This is a genomic window from Catenovulum maritimum, from assembly GCF_001050375.1.
GTDB lineage: Bacteria > Pseudomonadota > Gammaproteobacteria > Enterobacterales > Alteromonadaceae > Catenovulum > Catenovulum maritimum.
This window is the reverse complement of the sequence record NZ_KQ130494.1, coordinates 14,060-31,974: the sequence shown is the minus strand read 5'-3', so window position 1 is coordinate 31,974 and position 17,915 is coordinate 14,060. Positions and strand designations below refer to the sequence as shown.

Here is a 17,915-nt window from a genome sequence, read left to right as displayed (position 1 = left end):
CAAGCTGCACGCCTACGCGGGCGGTGTTGTTTGACGACGTGGTTTGAGGTTTACACCTTGTAGGCGCGATGCTTGCTCGCGCGTTTTGGGTTGGCTACGCTTGGATTTGGTGTGTTGCTGGTTAGTTTGCGCGTGCGCAAGCTGCACGCCTACGGGATCTGTGTTGTTTGGCGACGAGGTTTGAGGTTTACACCTCGTAGGCGCGATGCTGACTTACATGGATGCAAGTCGTAGGGCAATGCATGGAGCATATTGCCGATAGCTCGCGCGTTTTGGGTTGGCTACGCTGGGGTTTCGGTGTTAATGGTTGGTCTCGCGCGTGCTTTCGGTAATTGCATTGGGTTGTTCTACTGTGTATTTCGCGCCAGCAAGCTTGACACCTACGGTTTTGTGTTGGTTGGTTGTTTTAGTGTTGGCTACGCTTGGGGTTTGGCTGTTGCTGGTTGGTTCTCGCGTGCGCAAGCTGCACGCCTACAGGGTGGTGTTGTTTGGGAGATTGGGCGATGGGTTGTCGCCCTGTTGTCTATATTTGAGGGTCGAAGGATTCTTGTTTCGCTTCGCGGCCTCGGGCTGCGTTTTGTTCTGCTAATGTAATGTCAGCGTCGTCAATGGTTAAGCCAGGTATGGCTTGGTCGCATACATCGCCACCCATTTTTTTCACTTCGCGGCAAACTTCAGCTACTTTACTATCCATTAAGTGTAAGTGATCTAAAATTTGGCCTATGTGATTTGCAATTGGGTCTGGGTTATCAGCGCTCACAGCGTAGGCGTCAAAACCATATTTTTTCGCTATGGCAGAGCGAGCGTCGTCTACCTTTCTTTCGTTTTTAGGCGGTATAATTTTGCCCGGAATACCAACTACAGTCGCGTCTTCAGGTACGTCTTTTACCACAACTGAGTTAGAGCCTATTTTGGCATTTTCGGCTATGTAAATTGGCCCAAGTACTTTAGCGCCTGCACCAACAACAACACCATTAGCTAGTGTTGGGTGACGTTTTCCTTTATTCCAGCTAGTACCACCTAATGTAACACCGTGGTATAAAGTCACGTCGTCGCCAATTTCTGCGGTTTCGCCAATCACGACCCCCATACCATGGTCGATAAAAAATCGACGACCTATAGTTGCACCAGGGTGAATCTCGATCCCTGTCATCCATCGACCAATATTAGATAAAAAACGCGCTAACCATTTCCAGTTATTTTTATATAACGGATGGGTAATTCTGTGACACCAAATTGCATGCATGCCCGGGTAATTAGTCAGTACGTCAATAAAATTTCTGGCTGCTGGGTCACGATGAAAAACAGACTGAATATCTTCTTTTAGTCTAGAAAACATTAATTAATCGTCCTTTTTATCCGCGATTTTATCTACCGAAGATAGCATGCCACGTAAAATATTGAGCTCTTGGGATTCAACTCTGGCACGGTTAAATAGTCGTCTAAACTTAGCCATTACTTGACCTGGGTGGTTTTTAACGATGAAGTTAGTTTTGGTTAACGTTTCTTCTAGGTGTTGATAGAATCTTTCCATGTCATCAACCAGTGGATATGGCTCTTCTTTCTTTTCGTAACTATCTTGCTGTAAATAAGCCATGCGAGTTTCGTAACATAACATTTGCACTGCGGCAGCTAAGTTAAGTGAGCTGTACTCTGGGTTCGCAGGGATAATTGCGTGAAAATGTGCCTTTTGCAGTTCTTCATTATTTAAACCGTTGTTTTCACGACCGAATATAATAGCGACTTCACCACCTTTGGCTTCTTCTATCAATTTTAAACCTGATTCTCTTGGGTCTAGTGTTGGCCAAGATAAGGTGCGGCTTCGCGCACTTGTCGCAATCACTAAACGACAGCCTTGAATCGCTTCGTCTAGTGTACTAACAATTTTGGCTTTTCCTAAAACATCGGTTGCGCCAGCTGCTAGTGCAGATGAATGGCTGTCTGGTTCTGATACTGGATCAACTAGCCATAAGTTAGATAATCCCATTGTTTTCATAGCTCTAGCAGTTGAGCCTATGTTACCAGTATGAGATGTGTTGACTAAAACAACGCGAATGTTATCAAGCATGTCAGGCGATCCAGTTTGTTCTACGATTTAGAAAGGCGCGCATTCTAACATATACCATAAGCATACCCAAGATACTTAAAGCGGCTAGTTTCAGATTTTAGTTGGTGTATTGCGTGGCGATAATTAGGGTGTTTTTTAAACACGAGCCCTAGCAAGTTTTGTTCGTTTGCCCTATAATCGCCGCCGAAATTTAGTTCTTTTAAAAAATAGGGTAAGACAAATGCATCCAATGCTCACTATAGCTGTGCGCGCTGCGCGTAAAGCTGGACACGTGATCGCTCGTGGTTTTTCTGAATTAGACAGAATTACGATTAGTAACAAAACTGACAACGACTTTGTAACGAATATTGATAATGAAGCTGAAGCAGCGATTATCGCAACTATTCGTCAATCTTACCCTAACCACAGCTTTATTGGTGAAGAAGGTGGCCATCAACCAGGCGAAGATAAAGACTTTGTTTGGGTTATTGATCCTTTAGATGGTACAACTAACTTTGCTCGTGGAGTTCCTCATTTTGCAGTTTCAATTGCTTTACAAGTTAAAGGCAAAACTGAAGTTGCTGTTATCTATGATCCAATCCGTGACGAATTATTTACCGCTGTAAAAGGCGCTGGTGCTCAGTTGAATGAGTTCAAAATTCGTGCTGCAAACAAAAAAGAAATGACCGGTACTTTATTAGCGACTGGTTTCCCGTTTAAAGCGAAACAACACTTTGATGCTTACATGGGTACTTTTGGCGCTATGTTTAAACTAGGTGGCGATATTCGTCGTGCTGGTTCTGCGGCCCTAGATTTAGCTTATGTTGCTGCCGGTAGAATCGATGTTTATTGGGAACTAGGTTTAAAACCTTGGGACATAGCTGCTGGTGATTTAATCGTACGTGAAGCTGGCGGTATGATGACTGATTTTGTTGGTGGCCATAACTACTTAAAATCAGGAAACATAGTGTGCGGTAACGGTAGATTAGTTGGTCAAACATTAAAAGAGATAAAGCCTTTTTTAACTGACGAGTTAAAAAAGTAAGTTTTAAAGCTTACTCATTACTCACACCAGTTTAGGTATTTATATAGGTGCTAGTTAAAGCTAGTACCTATTTTTTTACAAACTCTGTCATTTATCCCGCTCGGGCAATCATAATGAAACTCAATTATCAAATATCAGGTAATAACCAAAACAAAACCTTAGTATTGTTACATGGGCTATTTGGTAGCTCAGATAATTTAGCTTCTGTGGCTAAATTTTTCTCTGAACATCTGCAAGTCATTAATATTGATTTACGTAATCATGGTTTATCTGAACATTCGTCAGAGCACAATTACATACTAATGGCTCAAGATGTAGCTGACTTACTCAGTCAGCTTGAAGTTAACTCTTGCTATTTGCTGGGCCATTCTATGGGCGGTAAAGTTGCAATGACGCTGGCGTTGCAATCGCCTGAATTAGTTGAGAAACTAATCGTAGAAGATATTGCACCAGTCACCTACTCTAACCGTCATCAAGATGTTTTAGCTGGCTTAGGCGCTGTCGACTTAGCTAATTTAAAATCACGAAGCGATGCCGATAAGCAGTTACAAGCTTATGTTTTAGAAATGAGTACTCGTCAGTTTTTACTCAAAAACTTAGTTAAGACAGATTCGTCTTGGTCGTGGAAATGTAATATAAGCGGGCTAACTGTAAATTATCCTAATGTCTGTGATTTCCCCAACATAGATAAGATTTATGATAAACCGTGTTTGTTTATTAAAGGTGGTCAGTCTGAGTATATTACTCAAGCTTACCAGCAAGCTATTGTTCGACTTTTTCCTCAGGCTAAAGCCAAAGTTGTGCAATCTGCAGGACATTGGATACATGCTGAAAAACCAGCTATTTTTAATAAAATTTTAGCTGACTTTGTGCTATGATCCGCCGCCGTAAATGTATCCAACTTAAAGTGAAATCAGAGCATGTCATTTGAGCAATTTGAAACTCTCAGTTTTTATCTAGGTATTTCAGTATTATTTGCATTAATCGGTATGGCTATTCATGACGTACTGAACAAAGGTAATGTGCCTAAATTCGGTAAAATAATGGTCTGGTTAGTATTGTTTTTAGGTTGCGCTGGCTTTTTAGTAAAAGGCTTAATACAAGTATTTTTTGAATCCTAATTTTGAATTAAAGAAGAGAAATTATCATGGCTGTAGTGGGTTTATTTTTTGGTAGCGACACAGGTAATACCGAAGCGGTCGCAAAAATGATCCAGAAAGAACTGGGTAAAGATTTAGTGGATGTTAAAGATATTGCTAAATCAACGAAAGAAGAAATTGCTGAATACGACTTTTTAATGTTTGGTATACCGACTTGGTATTATGGCGAAGCTCAATGTGATTGGGATGATTTTTTCCCCGATTTAGAAGAAATTAGCTTTGAAGATAAAATTGTTGCTATTTTTGGCTGTGGCGATCAAGAAGATTACTCGGAATATTTCTTAGATGCTATGGGTATGATACGCGATATTGTTGAGCGTAAAGGTGCAACTTTGGTTGGCCAGTGGTCAACAGACGGTTATGATTTTGAAGCCTCTAAAGGTTTAGCTGATGATGATCACTTTGTTGGTTTAGGTATTGATGAAGATCGCCAACCAGAATTAACCGATGAACGTGTTAAAGCTTGGTGCAAGCAAATCACTGAAGAGATGTGCTTAAACGAGTTTAAATAACTCAAATTCGAGATAATTAAGCGCTTAAGTTCACTTATCTATATTGGCTCTGTTCCTATCTACACTATGTATCTAAACAGAGCCTAATTACCAACAGCCCGACAAAATATCCCTACTACTTTTTCGCTGTTTCTAGCTGACTTGTATAAGCTTTTGTTCCCCACAATGGCACAGTCGACAAACTATGTTTGAAGCTACCAGAGGTTTCTTTAGTTGAATATGATACATACATAAGCGTTTGGTTTTTAGCATCCCAAATTCTACGAATTTTCATTGATTTAAAAAATATACTTTTTGATTTCTTAAATACAATCTCACCAGAAGCAGTTTTATCTATTTGTGCAATCATATCAGGTGTAATGGCACCAGTTTGCCGACAAGCAATTGAGCTATCAGATGGGTCAGATAAGCTTAAATCAGCTTCTATACTAGCAATATGACAGGTTACTCCTGTCACTATCGGGTCAGTCAGGCTATCAATTTTAATATCTTGTGTGGTGAATAAGCCTAAACTCACATTGCCGACTTCATTATCACTACATGCAACTACGCCTAAGCTGAGTAACAATCCTATCAGGGATTTTCTCATTGAATTTGTCCTTGTGCTATTTTCTGAATGATTAAGATAAATTATTTCACTTAATTTTTTTCAAACTATACTATAACTATGAGTGTATGAAAAACTTGGACTTTTAGGTTCTCACTGCTGTTAAATTGTTGCTTGTGCTTTATGCCAATTTAATTGTATTAACCAAAATCAGCGACTTTGCATTTCGTACTATCACACTTTAAGAGCCAAGCTTTAGGATCAGGTTTCAAGCCTCCGGTAATACACCGGAGTGTTCTCGCCATTTTAAACTGTCATTTGAGGTATTATGGTTAAACAAAATAGAGACAAATTTGGTTTGTTATTATTAGGCGGTGGTGCAAGAGCAGCTTATCAGGTTGGTGTGCTTAAAGCGATTGCAACTGTATTGCCTCGTAATCATGTGACCCCTTTTCCGGTTATTAGCGGCACCTCTGCTGGTGCTATTAATGGGACCGCTCTATCTTGTTACGCATCTTGCTATCATTTAGGCGTTAAAAAACTTGAATGGGTTTGGAAAAACTTTAGAACCGAGATGGTTTATAAAAGCAATTTTTCAACGATTTATCGTAATATCCTGAAAAATATGTCGCCGTTTAAATCGGACCAAATCTATACCCCAAAAACCAACAGTTGGTTTGATAATCGTCCACTTGCGGAATTATTAACTGAGTTACTGGATTTAGATAGAATCGATTTAAACTTGCAGCAAGGCTATTTAAAAGCTTTGTCTGTTACCGCTTCTTCTTATCACTCTGGTGATTCTGTTTGCTTATTTCAGTCTAGACACGATATTGAACCTTGGAAGCGCGCTAAACGCCGCGGTATTGAGAGTAAAATTAAAATAGAACACCTGATGGCATCAGCAGCCATCCCTATGGTATTTCCTTCTATTGAGCTCCATGGAGAATATTTTGCAGATGGGTCAATTCATCAGTTAGCGCCTCTCAGCCCTCCAATTCACCTAGGTGCTGAAAAAATATTTATTATTGGTATGGACCAACCTAAAAACCGTTTTTTTGTTCAAGGTGATACTGCCATTCCACCTAGCGGTGGTGCGATTGTTGGTCATTTGTTAGATACTATTTTCAGTGAAGCTTTAACTGGTGATTTGGAAAGGATGAGTCGAATTAATCAAACCGTTGATTTACTCACACCAGAAAAAAAACTCATGAGCGGTTTAAAGTCGATCGAAACTTTTCAAATTAACCCTTCCGCTAATTTTAACGAAATAGCCGCTAAGCATTATGAGTGCATGCCACTTTCAATTAGAGGATTACTTCGTTTATTGGGCATAAACGCTAATACAGTTCAAAACTCGAGTTTAATTAGTTATTTGTTGTTTGAGCAAAGTTATTGCCGCGAATTAATTGAATTGGGCTTTAATGATGCGTTAGCGCAAATGGAAGATATTAGAGACTTTCTAGAGCTTTAAGTTGGTTTTATTAGGCTTTTTAACTCCCTATTTAGCCTCAGTGCAGCCAACACCAATCTCTTAAACAACACAGATGCTGTATGCGTCAAGCTGACTTACAAGGATGTAAGTCGTAGAGTAATGCAGGGAGCAATTACCGAAAGCTGACGCGAGAACTAACATACCAAGCCAAACCACAGCGCAGCCTACAAAACACGCGAGCAAGCATCGCGCCTACAAAGCGTAAACCTTAAACCCCAAGCGCAGCTTGCACCAAAACCGAAAACAACACAGTTGCGTAGGCGTCAAGCTTGCTGGCGCGAGAACTAACATACCAACCCAAACCTCAGCGTAGCCTACAAAACGCGCGAGCTATCGGCAATATACACCAACACCTGCATAAACCTCAAAACGCGCGAGCAAGCATCGCGCCTACAAAGCTGAAACCTTTCAGATTAACCCTTCAGCTAACTTTAATGAAATAGCGGCTAAGCATTATGAGTGTATGCCATTGTCAATCAGAGGCTTGCTTCGTTTATTGGGCATAAACGCCAATACAGTTCAAAACTCGAGTTTAATTAGCTATTTGTTGTTTGAGCAAAGTTATTGCCGTGAGTTAATTGAATTGGGCTTTAATGATGCGTTAGCGCAAATGGATGATATTAGAGACTTTCTTGAACTTTAAGTTGGTTTTATTCGACTTTTTAACTCCCTATTTAGCCTCACTTAAACAACACCTAACCCGTAGGCGTCAAGCTTGCTGGCGCGAGAACTAACATACCAACCCAAACCTCAGCGTAGCCAACACCAATCTCTTAAACAACACCTATCCGTAGGCGTCAAGCTGGCTTACAAGGATGTAAGTCGTAGAGTAATGCAGGGAGCAATTACCGAAAGCTGGCGCGAGAACTAACATACCAACCCAAACCTCAGCGTAGCCAACACCAATCTCTGAACAACACCTAACCCGTAGGCGTCAAGCTTGCTGGCGCGAGAACTAACGTACCAAGCCAAACCTCAGCACAGCCAACACCAATTTATTCAACAACACCTAACCCGTAGGCGTCAAGCTTGCTGGCGCGAGAACTAATGTACCAACCCAAACCTCAGCGTAGCCAACACCAATCTCTGAACAACACCTAACCCGTAGGCGTCAAGCTTGCTGGCGCGAGAACTAATGTACCAACCCAAACCTCAGCGTAGCCAACACCAATCTCTGAACAACACCTAACCCGTAGGCGTCAAGCTTGCTGGCGCGAGAACTAATGTACCAACCCAAACCTCAGCGTAGCCAACACCAATCTCTGAACAACACCTAACCCGTAGGCGTCAAGCTTGCTGGCGCGAGAACTAATGTACCAACCCAAACCTCAGCGTAGCCAACACCAATCTCTGAACAACACCTAACCCGTAGGCGTCAAGCTTGCTGGCGCGAGAACTAATGTACCAACCCAAACCTCAGCGTAGCCAACACCAATCTCTGAACAACACCTAACCCGTAGGCGTCAAGCTTGCTGGCGCGAGAACTAATGTACCAACCCAAACCTCAGCGTAGCCAACACCAATCTCTGAACAACACCTAACCCGTAGGCGTCAAGCTTGCTGGCGCGAGAACTAATGTACCAACCCAAACCTCAGCGTAGCCAACACCAATCTCTGAACAACACCTAACCCGTAGGCGTCAAGCTTGCTGGCGCGAGAACTAACGCACCACCTGAACCACAGCGCAGCCAACACAAACCGCGCGAGCTATCGGCAATATACACCAACACCTGCATAAACCTCAAAACGCGCGAGCAAGCATCGCGCCTACAGGTGTAAGCCTTAAACCCCAAGCACAGCTTGCACCAAAACCGAAAGCGCACGCGCAAACCAACCAGCAACACCCAAACCTCAGCACAGCCTACACAAACAGCGCGAGCTATCGGCAATATGCTCCATGCATTGCCTACGACTTACATCCCTGTAAGCCAGCATCGCGCCTACAGGTGTAAAGCTTAAACCTCACGACCAAACAACACAAAAAAACGTAGGTCGGATAAGCCTAGGCGCCATCCGACAAGAATTAACACCCAGTTTATATGCTGGTCTTGTCGTTATTTCAGATAAAAAAATACCCCAACCAAGGTTGAGGTATTTTATGAAGCAAGTTAAAGCAATAGATTAATCGTAATCTACGCCTTTACGTTTAGCTGTTTCTTTAATATAAGCAATCCAACCTTTAGCTGACTTACTATATTTTTTAGACTCTAAGCTTTCTTTTGCATACTTGTATGCAGACTTATAATCTTCAGCATAAAAACTTACATCGATTAATGCATTTTTAACCAAATCCGCTTTTGGAGAATCTAACTCCAATGCTTTTTTGTATGCTTTTATCGCTTTTTTATAATCACCAGCTAGATTATATGACTCACCCGCTTTACGGTAATCTTCAGGATCATTACTTTCAGCACCAGAAAGCATGTAAGTATCAGCAGCTTCTTCGAAGTTCATTGCTTGACGATAATAAGTCGCAATATAACCTAAGTTTTTAGCAGTTTTCTTAACTAAGCCTTTTTTAATTTGCTCTTCAAGAATTACAGCACCTTTGTAAGGTGTACCCTGCATAGAATATAGCTGACCTAACAGGATATATTCGTTTTCTTTAGTAAAGAAGCCTTGTTTTTCACTTAGTACATAAGATGATAATGCTTTTTCAAAGTTTTCTTGTGATAAATAAAGTTGGCCTAAAATCAACCACCATTTTTTATCTTCAGGGAATACTTTAAGTGCATCATTAGCGACTTCAATTGCTTTATCATTTTGCTTAGTATCTAAATAAGCTGTCATCTTCATCTGATAAGGATCAGATTTAGGCTTCTTAGCATATTTAATTACTTTGTCTGACTCTTCGATTACTTTGTCATACTGCTTTAACTGATAGTATGAGTAAGCTTTTGCCGCGTACGCATTTTCATCATGCTTTAAAGTGAATTCATACCACTTGTCATAATACATGATAGTGTCTGCATACTTTTCTTCAGACAAACTTAAAGTCGCTAATATTTGATAACTGCTAGCTTGGTCATCCCAACCTAGTACATCTAAATCAGCTGCAATTTTAATATGTTTATAAGCTAACTTATAATCACCATCTTGAGCATATAAAATACCTAATAGCCTATTTACATAAGCATTATCAAATTCTTTTTTAGGCTCAATTTCTTTAAAAGCAGCGATGGCCTCTTTCAGTTTATCTTCAAGCGCGAGTGTATAGGCTTCACCTACTTGTTTACCCACTTTCTCAGACATAACCTCGACAGGTCTTTTCTTCTTTTTAGCCTCTAGAGCTATCTGTTCAGGCGTTTTAGGTTTAGCCGGCTTCTTTTTCTCTTCCGCTGCTACAGCAAGATTAGGCAAAGATACACCAGTTACAACTGAACCATATAATAACGCTGTCAGAATTAATCTTGAGAGTTTCATACTTTCTCCAAGGTAAATAACTAGAATCTAGTTATTTACCTCTAATTAATAGAACAAATGTAAGGTTAGTCACCTAAATTAAAATCTAGTTGGACTTCTACACCTGGACGCTTAACAGGCTTACCATCTTCAATTTTTGGCTTGTATATCCATTTTGATAAAGCTTTTTTCGCTTCACGGTCGAATATACGTTTAGGTTGAGACTCAATAATTTCGATGTCTGTAACAGACCCATCTGTATCAATTGAGAATCTAAGCTTAACCCAGCCCTCGATGCCATCACGACTAGCTTGTGGTGGATATCTTGGTTCAAAGCGAGAGATAGGTGCAATATCACCATCTTTCATCATTGCGCCACTAATATCACCTAAACCCGTGTTTAACCCGCCTGCCGAAATACTTGGCATAGACATGTTAATTGCACCAGCGTCGACACTACTTGTCTCCGGTGGCGGCTGCTCCGGCGGTGGCGGCGCAGCTGGTGGCGGTGGTGGTGGCGGTGGTAACCTTTGAATTTTCTGAACACTCTCAGAAGGCTTCTCCATCACGATATTAATTTGTGGTGTTTCTTCTGGTTTTTCATCATTGCGAGCATTATTCGCAATTAGTTCCGCCATCAAAACAAATAAACCAAATGTTATCGCGATGCCTATCGGTATGGATAACAGTAGGCGGATCATATTATTTTTTCCCCGCGACTACTATTTTATCAATACCAGCAGCTTTAACTTGGTCCATGACTTTAACAACCTTGCCATGTTTAGCTTCTTCATCTGCTTGGATGATAACTGTATCAGTTTGCTGCTCAGCTAACATTTTCTCAATATTTGATTGTACTAGGTCAATATCAACTTGACGCTTGTCCATCCAAATATCACCGTTGTTAGTAACTGCAATAAAGATATTAGCTTTAGGTTTTGATTCAGCTTGGCTAGCTTCAGGCTTTAACACCTCAATACCAGCTTCTTTTACAAATGATGTCGTTACAATAAAGAATATCAACATGATAAACACGATGTCGAGCATCGGTGTCATATCGATCGCGGCATCTTCTTCTTCTCTGCGATGTCTACGAGCCATAACAAATCTCTCTAATGATGTGGCAAACTATCCACTAATTTTTCTACTTCCACTCTTACACGCATTTCAATTCTAGAACTAAAGAAAACACCTGAAAGCGCTGCAACCATACCAGCCATAGTTGGTATTGTTGCCATGGAAATACCGGAAGCCATTAATCTAGGGTTACCTGTACCTTGAACAGCCATAACTTCAAATACTGAAATCATACCTGTTACTGTACCGAATAAGCCGATCAATGGACAAACTGCCACTAAGGTCTTTATCAACAGAATTCTTGCATTCAATAATTCCGATGCTTCTGAAATCCAGGTATCACGCACACGGTGCGCGTACCAAGAAGTCGTGTCTTGTCTGTCATCCCAACGTTGAATGATTTGTTTTCTAAGTTTTGGAAATTCCAAAAACATGAACCAATATCTTTCAATCATTAAAATCCACATCAAGCCAAGCACACCGAAGACGATATAGAGTACATCGCCCCCAGTTGATATAAAGTCCCTAACAGTTTCCCAAATGTCTATTAGGTAAAGCATATTAGTTACGCTCCTGCTCCGCATGCGAAGCTACGATACCAGCACTCTGTTCTTCAAGAACATGAACAATCGATTTACTCTTAGACGCTGTTACGCTGTGTAAGAAGATAAGTGGTAATGCTGCGATTAGACCTTGCGCTGTTGTTACAAGTGCCATTGAGATATCACCAGCCATTAGTTTAGGGTCACCAGTACCGAATAAGGTAATTGTTTGGAACGTACCAATCATACCTGTAACTGTACCTAGTAGACCTAATAATGGTGCGATTGCAGCTAAAATCTTGATTACATTTACACCACGTTCAATACGAGGCGTTTCACGTAAGATAGCTTCGTCTAACTTAAGCTCTAACGTTTCTGTATCAACATTTTTGTTTTCATTGTAAACACTTAAAATGCGACCTAATGGGTTGTTAGCTTGTGGGCTAGATGCATTTTTAAGTTGTGATTTAATCTTAGCACCAACAACTGTTAACGTGATGAAACGTTCAATTGAAATTAACACACCAAAGATTAATACAACAGTGATTACGTAACCTGGTAAACCACCTTGATGGAATCTTTCTTCAAGCGTTGCTTTTTGTTTGAAGATGTCAAGAATCGCACCACGTGATGGATCGATATAGACAGGCGCGAAACCAGTAGTAGCTGCATTAAATGTAGATACTGCATCTACCATGTAGCCTTCTGGTTGACGACCTAATGGCTCTACTTGGCTACTTTCAGTGTTGAATTTAAGGTACTTGTCATTAGAAAGTAAGTTAAATGTACCAACACGAGTAACTGTTTGCGTATTTTCTGAACCGTCTAACTCAACAACTGTTCTGTCGAATTTAACTACTTTACCAGATTCAGTCATTTCAGTTTGAAGTGCAAACCATAAGTCTTCTAATTCGTTTAACTTAGGTAACTCTTTAGCTTCTGCTAATTTAGATAAAAGTTCTGTTCTGTTATCTAAACCAGGCTGTGCACTAACGATTGAAGTTGCGATACGACCAACAGTTTCACCTGATGCTTGACGAACAACACCGAACATTTCACCAAGTGTACCTTTTGCATCGTCTAACTCTTGCTCTTTTTCAGCAATACGTTTTTCGTTGTCAGCAAAAGTTTGTTGTAAACGTTTTTGACGCTTCTTCTCGTCTTCAAAATCGTTTTTAGCTTTGTTTAATAAAGCTTGTTGCTTATCACGGTCAGCTTTGAACTCAGCTTCACGTTGCTTGTTTAATTTAGCTTCTGATACACGGTCAGCTTTTACGCTTTGCAATAACTTGTCTAACGCACTTGAATCAGCATAAGAACCAAATGTCATGCATGATAAAGCTAGAGCTGAAGCAGTTAAGATTGTCTTTAATTGTTTCATTATTCTGCACTCTCCGAAGCGAATACTGGTACTTGGATCAAGTCAGGTGCAACTTGTTTCTTAGCCATACGGATTACTTTTTTAACCGGCTTCAAATATTCATCATTTAAAGCAGTCCATTGACGAGATGAATTATCCCACACCCATGCTTTTTTAGAGTCTAAAGACTGTGCTAATAAAGCAATACGGCCAACGTGAACCATATCTACTGTGATGCCGTCAATTTTACTTTGGTAAGCAGAAATAGCAGAACCGTAATCATTTTCGATTTGGTAAGCTTCTAATACTTGGCGGTAACGCTCTGAAGTCGTGATATTTGGTTCAGTCATTAAACGACGGATACGTTCAACACGTTCGTTACGCTTTTCAACTTCAATTGGAATATCAAGCTTGATGAATTGCTCAAGAGAATCAAGCATTTTGTACATTAAAGGTACAACACCTTTTTTAGTATCTTCGATACTGTCAATTTGAGATTGTAAAGAGCTAACTGCACGTTCTTGGTTTTTTACTAGTTTTTGTACGTGGTCGTTATAAACGCGTAAGTTATCTGTTTGGTCAACGATTTGACGGTACTCAGATAATAAATCGATCGATTGCTCGAAAATTGATTCAACACGTTTTTGTGATTTAACACCTGCTTTATTAATAACAAGTTCTTCTTGATGCAGTTTTTCAACCGGGTCGGCATACGCAACTGACGACAGAGTCATTGCACAAGCAACGGCAACTGCGGAAGCGAGTTTTTTGCTTTTAATCATCTTTGACACGATTCCCAATAAATGAAATGGTTAAGACTAGCTAATTTAGGTTTAGTCTTCTTAGTTAGTAGTTATTTTTGTAACTAATTCACTAACAAATAGACCTTTCGATCCCCAAACTATTTAGTTATTTTTTTTAATCATAATTAAGCTTCTAACCAGAGAACGCTCAACTAAAGATCTCTTTGTATAGACGCTCATAAATCTTAGCGAAAGTAGGGTATGTTTTGCAAAGTTTTTTATAAAAAAAAACAATAAATAAGCCTTTTTTTACAATATAGATTTACATTTGGTTAAATACAGGCCAAAAAACAAACAAATGTAAAAATCCATGCCTTCTCATTTATTAAAACAAATAGATTTTGTGTATGCAGACTAATCACAAAATTTATAAAAATAACGAATGTTAAAATAAAAAATGGGTTTTTGTCATGCCGATCTGAAGTGTTTTTACGCTGAGTATAGATAGAATGATGGATTCGGCCGAATGGGTCTAATTAGCAGGGGAAATAAAACAATATATTATAACTTTGTGTTACTTTTTGTTAGCACTTTTGACGAATTTACCACGCTTCGCATAAGTGCTAACAATTCAGCTTATTTGTTACATTTTATTCATAGTTTCGATACCTAAGATATCTAAACCAAGCTTGATCACAGAGGCAGTCCAGTAACTAATCGCTAAACGACTATTTCTATCTTGCTCAGAGACGTCATCTTTCAGAATTGGGCATGCTTCATAAAAAGTCATAAACAAGCTAGCTAACTCGTATAAATATGCACACAACAAATGTGGATGCGCATCGGCCGTAACCGAAGTTAGTATATCTTCAAACTGTAGTAGTTTAATGGCTAGTGCTCTTTCTTGATCTGCTTCTATCTTGATAGCTGAGCCCAGTGTATCTATTTGAACATTATTGGCTTTAGATAAGATAGAATGAACTCGTGTATAAGCATATTGTAGGTAAGGTGCAGTGGCGCCTTCAAAGCTCAACATGGTTTTCCAGTTAAATATGTAGTCACTAGTTCTGTTTTTAGACAGATCAGCATATTTTACTGCGCCAATACCCACTTTTTGTGCAATTTCATCTTGCTCTTCTTCAGTAAGGTCAATTGCTCTTTCAGCAATAAGTGCTTTCGCTCTAACGATTGCTTCGTCTAATAGCTCAGCTAGCTTAACCGTGCCACCAGTACGAGTTTTGAATGGTTTACCATCTTGTCCCATCATCATACCGAAAGGACAGTGCTCATATTGAGTAGATTCAGGAATAAAACCCGCTTTTCGTGCAACTATCTCAACTTGATTGAAGTGAAGCGCTTGACGCGCATCTGTAAAGATTAGAATACGATCTGCATCTAAAGTTTGTGCTCTATATCGAGCAGCAGACAAATCTGTTGTCGAGTATAAGAAACCACCACCTGATTTTTGCACAATAAATACCGAAGGATCGCCATCTTTATTCGCAAGTTCATTAATAAAGACGACTTTCGCGCCTTGGTCTTCAACTGCAATATTTTTATCTGTTAATTCTTTAATTACCGGTGCTAAATCATCGTTATATGCGCTTTCACCGCGAATATCTTTGCGCGTTAGGGTTACGTTTAGTTTTTTGTAAACGTCTTCACTATGCGTGATAGAGATATCAATAAACTGCTGCCAAAGTTTTAAACACTCCGCATCTCCACCTTGTAGCTTAACAACGTATTCTCTGGCTCTATCAGCAAATCCTTCTTCGTCGTCAAATCTAACTTTAGCTTGGCGGTAAAAATCTTCTAGATCAGCGAGTGCGGTTTCTGCTACTTCTTCGGACGCTAACTTGTCGTTAAGGTGAGCGAGTAACATACCAAATTGTGTACCCCAGTCACCCATGTGATTTTGACGAATGACATTATGCCCTTGGAACTCAAGTGCGCGGACAACAGCATCACCAATAATTGTCGATCTTAAGTGACCTACATGCATTTCTTTGGCTAGGTTCGGTGATGAATAATCGACAACACAGGTATCTATCTTGTCAGTTGTTGTAACTAGTTTTCTTGGATCTGAAAAACCACTTTGTAATTGTTGAGCTAACCAAGACTTGTTTAAAAAGATATTAATAAAGCCTGGGCCTGCGATCTCTACTTTTTCAGCTATGTCGCTGATTTCTAATTCAGCTACAACTTTCTCGGCTAAGCCTCTCGGATTCGTTTTTAATTTTTTCGCGACACCTAATATGCCGTTAGCTTGGTAGTCACCAAACTGTGCTTGTTTACTCAGTGCAATATGTGGCTCAGCGTCGCTTGGTAAGCCAGCAGCAAGCATAGCAGCTTTAATTTTATCGGTTAATATGTCTCTTAATTTCATGCTACTGAACCTTAATTTTCTCTCGTTTTCATAAATACAACATCTGGGTGACGTTCTTGTGTTAGGTTTAAGTTAACCATAGTTGGTGCTATGTAAGTTAAGTTGTCACCACCATCTAGCGCTAAGTTCGCTTCTGCTTTACGTTTAAATTCTTCAAACTTCTTAACGTCATCACATTTAACCCAACGTGCAGTTGATACGCTAATACCTTCGTAAATTGCATCGACGCTGTATTCTGATTTTAATCTTTGGACAACGACATCAAACTGAAGTACACCAACAGCACCGACGATCAAGTCATTATTAATTAGTGGTCTAAATACCTGTACTGCACCTTCTTCAGATAATTGAACTAAGCCTTTTAACAGTTGCTTTTGTTTTAATGGATCTTTAAGTCTGATTCTGCGGAACATTTCTGGCGCGAAATTAGGGATACCAGTAAATTTAAGCTTTTCACCTTGAGTAAAAGTATCACCGATTTGAATTGTGCCATGATTGTGTAATCCGATAATATCACCAGCATACGCATCTTCAGCGCGTTCACGATCACCGGCCATAAAGGTTACGGCATCTGAAATGTTAACTTGTTTGCCGATTCTGACATGATTCATTTTCATGCCTTGGCTATATTGGCCTGACACGATTCGCATAAACGCAATTCTATCTCTATGTTTTGGATCCATGTTTGCTTGGATTTTGAACACAAAGCCTGTAAATTTATCTTCGGTTGCTTCTACCTTTCGGTCTTCTGTTTCACGTGCCATTGGTGATGGCGCCCACTCTGTTAACCCATCAAGCATGTGATCAACCCCAAAGTTACCAAGTGCTGTACCAAAGAATACAGGGGTTAGTTGACCATCTAAAAACAACTCTAAATCAAACTCGTTAGACGCACCAATAACTAGTTCTAATTCTTCGCGCAGTTGTTCTGCTAATTCTTCACCAATTGCAGCTTCTAATTCTGGGTTCTCAAGGCCTTTAATTATTTTTTGGTCTTGTATTGTGTGGCCTTGGCCTGATTGATAAAGAATCGATTCATCTCTGTGAATGTGATAAACGCCTTTAAATTCTTTACCACACCCAATTGGCCAGCTAATTGGTGCACATGCCATGTTTAATTCATTTTCAACTTCATCGAGTAATTCCATTGGGTCACGGATATCACGATCTAGCTTGTTCATGAAAGTAACAATTGGCGTATCTCTTAAACGAGTTACTTCCATTAATTTTCTGGTTCTATCTTCGACACCTTTTGCAGCATCAATCACCATCAAGCAGGAATCAACAGCGGTTAAAGTTCGATATGTATCTTCAGAGAAATCTTCGTGACCAGGGGTATCCAATAAGTTAACTAAAGCATCGTTATATGGAAATTGCATAACCGATGTGGTTACTGAGATACCACGTTCTTTTTCCATATCCATCCAATCCGATTTCGCGTGTTGGTTGGATCCTCTGCCCTTTACTGTACCGGCTTTTTGTAATGCTTTTCCGAACAAGAGTACTTTTTCAGTAATTGTGGTTTTACCCGCATCGGGGTGGGATATTATTGCAAAGGTTCTGCGTTTGTTAACTTCTTCTATTAAAGCTGACATCTGA

Annotated in this window: 18 protein-coding genes; 6 read left to right on the top strand and 12 right to left on the bottom strand. The window is 40.0% G+C overall.

All coding sequences use genetic code 11. The annotated features are described in order from the left end of the window. Window positions 1-300: 300 nt before the first annotated feature. The 3 genes from XM47_RS19130 to trmJ all read right to left on the bottom strand — a co-directional run bounded on the left by XM47_RS19130 (window position 301) and on the right by trmJ (window position 2,068). Window positions 301-462 carry a hypothetical protein gene (locus XM47_RS19130; RefSeq protein WP_154665752.1) on the bottom strand — a complete coding sequence of 54 codons (162 nt, stop codon included), beginning with the start codon at window positions 460-462 and terminating at the stop codon, window positions 301-303. 61 nt (window positions 463-523) lie between these two features. Then, window positions 524-1,339 carry a serine O-acetyltransferase gene (cysE, locus tag XM47_RS12695; RefSeq protein WP_048693145.1) on the bottom strand — a complete coding sequence of 272 codons (816 nt, stop codon included), beginning with the start codon at window positions 1,337-1,339 and terminating at the stop codon, window positions 524-526. Window positions 1,340-1,342: 3 nt separating this feature from the next. Further along, window positions 1,343-2,068, bottom strand: coding sequence for a tRNA (cytosine(32)/uridine(32)-2'-O)-methyltransferase TrmJ (gene trmJ, locus XM47_RS12690; RefSeq protein ID WP_048693140.1), 726 nt, complete (start codon window positions 2,066-2,068; stop codon window positions 1,343-1,345). A 220-nt stretch (window positions 2,069-2,288) separates the two neighbouring features. Here trmJ and suhB point away from each other — a divergent pair, with 220 nt between their 5' ends. From suhB to fldA, 4 genes are all read left to right on the top strand, one after another. Beyond that, window positions 2,289-3,092, top strand: coding sequence for an inositol-1-monophosphatase (gene suhB / locus XM47_RS12685; protein WP_048693137.1), 804 nt, complete (start codon window positions 2,289-2,291; stop codon window positions 3,090-3,092). A gap of 113 nt (window positions 3,093-3,205) precedes the next feature. Then, the gene (locus XM47_RS12680; protein WP_048693134.1) at window positions 3,206-3,970 is read left to right on the top strand and encodes an alpha/beta fold hydrolase; all 765 of its coding nucleotides are present in this window, start codon (window positions 3,206-3,208) and stop codon (window positions 3,968-3,970) included. A gap of 42 nt (window positions 3,971-4,012) precedes the next feature. Continuing rightward, window positions 4,013-4,213 (top strand): DUF2788 domain-containing protein, encoded by a 201-nt coding sequence (locus tag XM47_RS12675; RefSeq protein WP_048693132.1) that lies wholly within the window; start codon window positions 4,013-4,015, stop codon window positions 4,211-4,213. Window positions 4,214-4,239: 26 nt separating this feature from the next. Next, entirely contained in the window at window positions 4,240-4,764 is a 525-nt protein-coding gene (fldA, locus tag XM47_RS12670) for a flavodoxin FldA (protein ID WP_048693129.1), read from the top strand. 115 nt (window positions 4,765-4,879) lie between these two features. Here fldA and XM47_RS12665 read toward each other — a convergent pair whose 3' ends face one another. After that, window positions 4,880-5,353, bottom strand: coding sequence for a CreA family protein (locus XM47_RS12665; protein ID WP_048693126.1), 474 nt, complete (start codon window positions 5,351-5,353; stop codon window positions 4,880-4,882). 286 nt (window positions 5,354-5,639) lie between these two features. Here XM47_RS12665 and XM47_RS12660 point away from each other — a divergent pair, with 286 nt between their 5' ends. Continuing rightward, window positions 5,640-6,785, top strand: a complete 1,146-nt coding sequence (locus tag XM47_RS12660; protein WP_048693124.1) for a patatin-like phospholipase family protein — start codon at window positions 5,640-5,642, stop codon at window positions 6,783-6,785. A 484-nt stretch (window positions 6,786-7,269) separates the two neighbouring features. Further along, on the top strand, window positions 7,270-7,449 hold the full coding sequence (locus tag XM47_RS12655) for a hypothetical protein (protein ID WP_048693121.1): 180 nt from the start codon (window positions 7,270-7,272) through the stop codon (window positions 7,447-7,449). Between the two features lie 1,478 nt (window positions 7,450-8,927). On the opposite strand, the gene XM47_RS12650 is transcribed toward XM47_RS12655, so the two are convergent. The 8 genes from XM47_RS12650 to prfC all read right to left on the bottom strand — a co-directional run bounded on the left by XM47_RS12650 (window position 8,928) and on the right by prfC (window position 17,911). Further along, window positions 8,928-10,229 carry a tetratricopeptide repeat protein gene (locus XM47_RS12650; protein WP_048693120.1) on the bottom strand — a complete coding sequence of 434 codons (1,302 nt, stop codon included), beginning with the start codon at window positions 10,227-10,229 and terminating at the stop codon, window positions 8,928-8,930. Window positions 10,230-10,294: 65 nt separating this feature from the next. Continuing rightward, window positions 10,295-10,909, bottom strand: a complete 615-nt coding sequence (locus tag XM47_RS12645; RefSeq protein ID WP_048693118.1) for an energy transducer TonB — start codon at window positions 10,907-10,909, stop codon at window positions 10,295-10,297. A 1-nt stretch (window position 10,910) separates the two neighbouring features. Continuing rightward, window positions 10,911-11,309, bottom strand: a complete 399-nt coding sequence (locus XM47_RS12640) for an ExbD/TolR family protein (protein ID WP_048693116.1) — start codon at window positions 11,307-11,309, stop codon at window positions 10,911-10,913. 11 nt (window positions 11,310-11,320) lie between these two features. Then, a complete protein-coding gene (locus tag XM47_RS12635; protein ID WP_048693112.1) occupies window positions 11,321-11,845 on the bottom strand; it encodes a MotA/TolQ/ExbB proton channel family protein in 525 nt (174 codons plus the stop codon). 1 nt (window position 11,846) lies between these two features. Next, entirely contained in the window at window positions 11,847-13,208 is a 1,362-nt protein-coding gene (locus XM47_RS12630) for a MotA/TolQ/ExbB proton channel family protein (protein WP_048693110.1), read from the bottom strand. After that, window positions 13,208-13,969, bottom strand: coding sequence for a DUF3450 domain-containing protein (locus XM47_RS12625; RefSeq protein WP_048693108.1), 762 nt, complete (start codon window positions 13,967-13,969; stop codon window positions 13,208-13,210). Before XM47_RS12625 ends, XM47_RS12630 begins: the two co-directional genes overlap by 1 nt. Before the next feature lie 604 nt (window positions 13,970-14,573). After that, window positions 14,574-16,316 (bottom strand): arginine--tRNA ligase, encoded by a 1,743-nt coding sequence (argS, locus tag XM47_RS12620; protein ID WP_048693105.1) that lies wholly within the window; start codon window positions 16,314-16,316, stop codon window positions 14,574-14,576. An 11-nt stretch (window positions 16,317-16,327) separates the two neighbouring features. Further along, complete coding sequence (gene prfC, locus XM47_RS12615) at window positions 16,328-17,911, bottom strand: peptide chain release factor 3 (RefSeq protein ID WP_048693102.1); 1,584 nt, start codon at window positions 17,909-17,911, stop codon at window positions 16,328-16,330. Between the last annotated feature and the right edge of the window lie 4 nt (window positions 17,912-17,915).

Bases quoted from the DNA above. Each gene is read 5' to 3' on its own strand.
- cysE (WP_048693145.1), bottom strand. From the start codon at position 1,339: ATGTTTTCTAGACTAAAAGAAGATATTCAGTCTGTTTTTCATCGTGAC.
- trmJ (WP_048693140.1), bottom strand. From the start codon at position 2,068: ATGCTTGATAACATTCGCGTTGTTTTAGTCAACACATCTCATACTGGT.
- suhB (WP_048693137.1), top strand. From the start codon at position 2,289: ATGCATCCAATGCTCACTATAGCTGTGCGCGCTGCGCGTAAAGCTGGA.
- XM47_RS12680 (WP_048693134.1), top strand. From the start codon at position 3,206: ATGAAACTCAATTATCAAATATCAGGTAATAACCAAAACAAAACCTTA.
- XM47_RS12675 (WP_048693132.1), top strand. From the start codon at position 4,013: ATGTCATTTGAGCAATTTGAAACTCTCAGTTTTTATCTAGGTATTTCA.
- fldA (WP_048693129.1), top strand. From the start codon at position 4,240: ATGGCTGTAGTGGGTTTATTTTTTGGTAGCGACACAGGTAATACCGAA.
- XM47_RS12665 (WP_048693126.1), bottom strand. From the start codon at position 5,353: ATGAGAAAATCCCTGATAGGATTGTTACTCAGCTTAGGCGTAGTTGCA.
- XM47_RS12660 (WP_048693124.1), top strand. From the start codon at position 5,640: ATGGTTAAACAAAATAGAGACAAATTTGGTTTGTTATTATTAGGCGGT.
- XM47_RS12655 (WP_048693121.1), top strand. From the start codon at position 7,270: ATGCCATTGTCAATCAGAGGCTTGCTTCGTTTATTGGGCATAAACGCC.
- XM47_RS12650 (WP_048693120.1), bottom strand. From the start codon at position 10,229: ATGAAACTCTCAAGATTAATTCTGACAGCGTTATTATATGGTTCAGTT.
- XM47_RS12645 (WP_048693118.1), bottom strand. From the start codon at position 10,909: ATGATCCGCCTACTGTTATCCATACCGATAGGCATCGCGATAACATTT.
- XM47_RS12640 (WP_048693116.1), bottom strand. From the start codon at position 11,309: ATGGCTCGTAGACATCGCAGAGAAGAAGAAGATGCCGCGATCGATATG.
- XM47_RS12635 (WP_048693112.1), bottom strand. From the start codon at position 11,845: ATGCTTTACCTAATAGACATTTGGGAAACTGTTAGGGACTTTATATCA.
- XM47_RS12630 (WP_048693110.1), bottom strand. From the start codon at position 13,208: ATGAAACAATTAAAGACAATCTTAACTGCTTCAGCTCTAGCTTTATCA.
- XM47_RS12625 (WP_048693108.1), bottom strand. From the start codon at position 13,969: ATGATTAAAAGCAAAAAACTCGCTTCCGCAGTTGCCGTTGCTTGTGCA.
- argS (WP_048693105.1), bottom strand. From the start codon at position 16,316: ATGAAATTAAGAGACATATTAACCGATAAAATTAAAGCTGCTATGCTT.
- prfC (WP_048693102.1), bottom strand. From the start codon at position 17,911: ATGTCAGCTTTAATAGAAGAAGTTAACAAACGCAGAACCTTTGCAATA.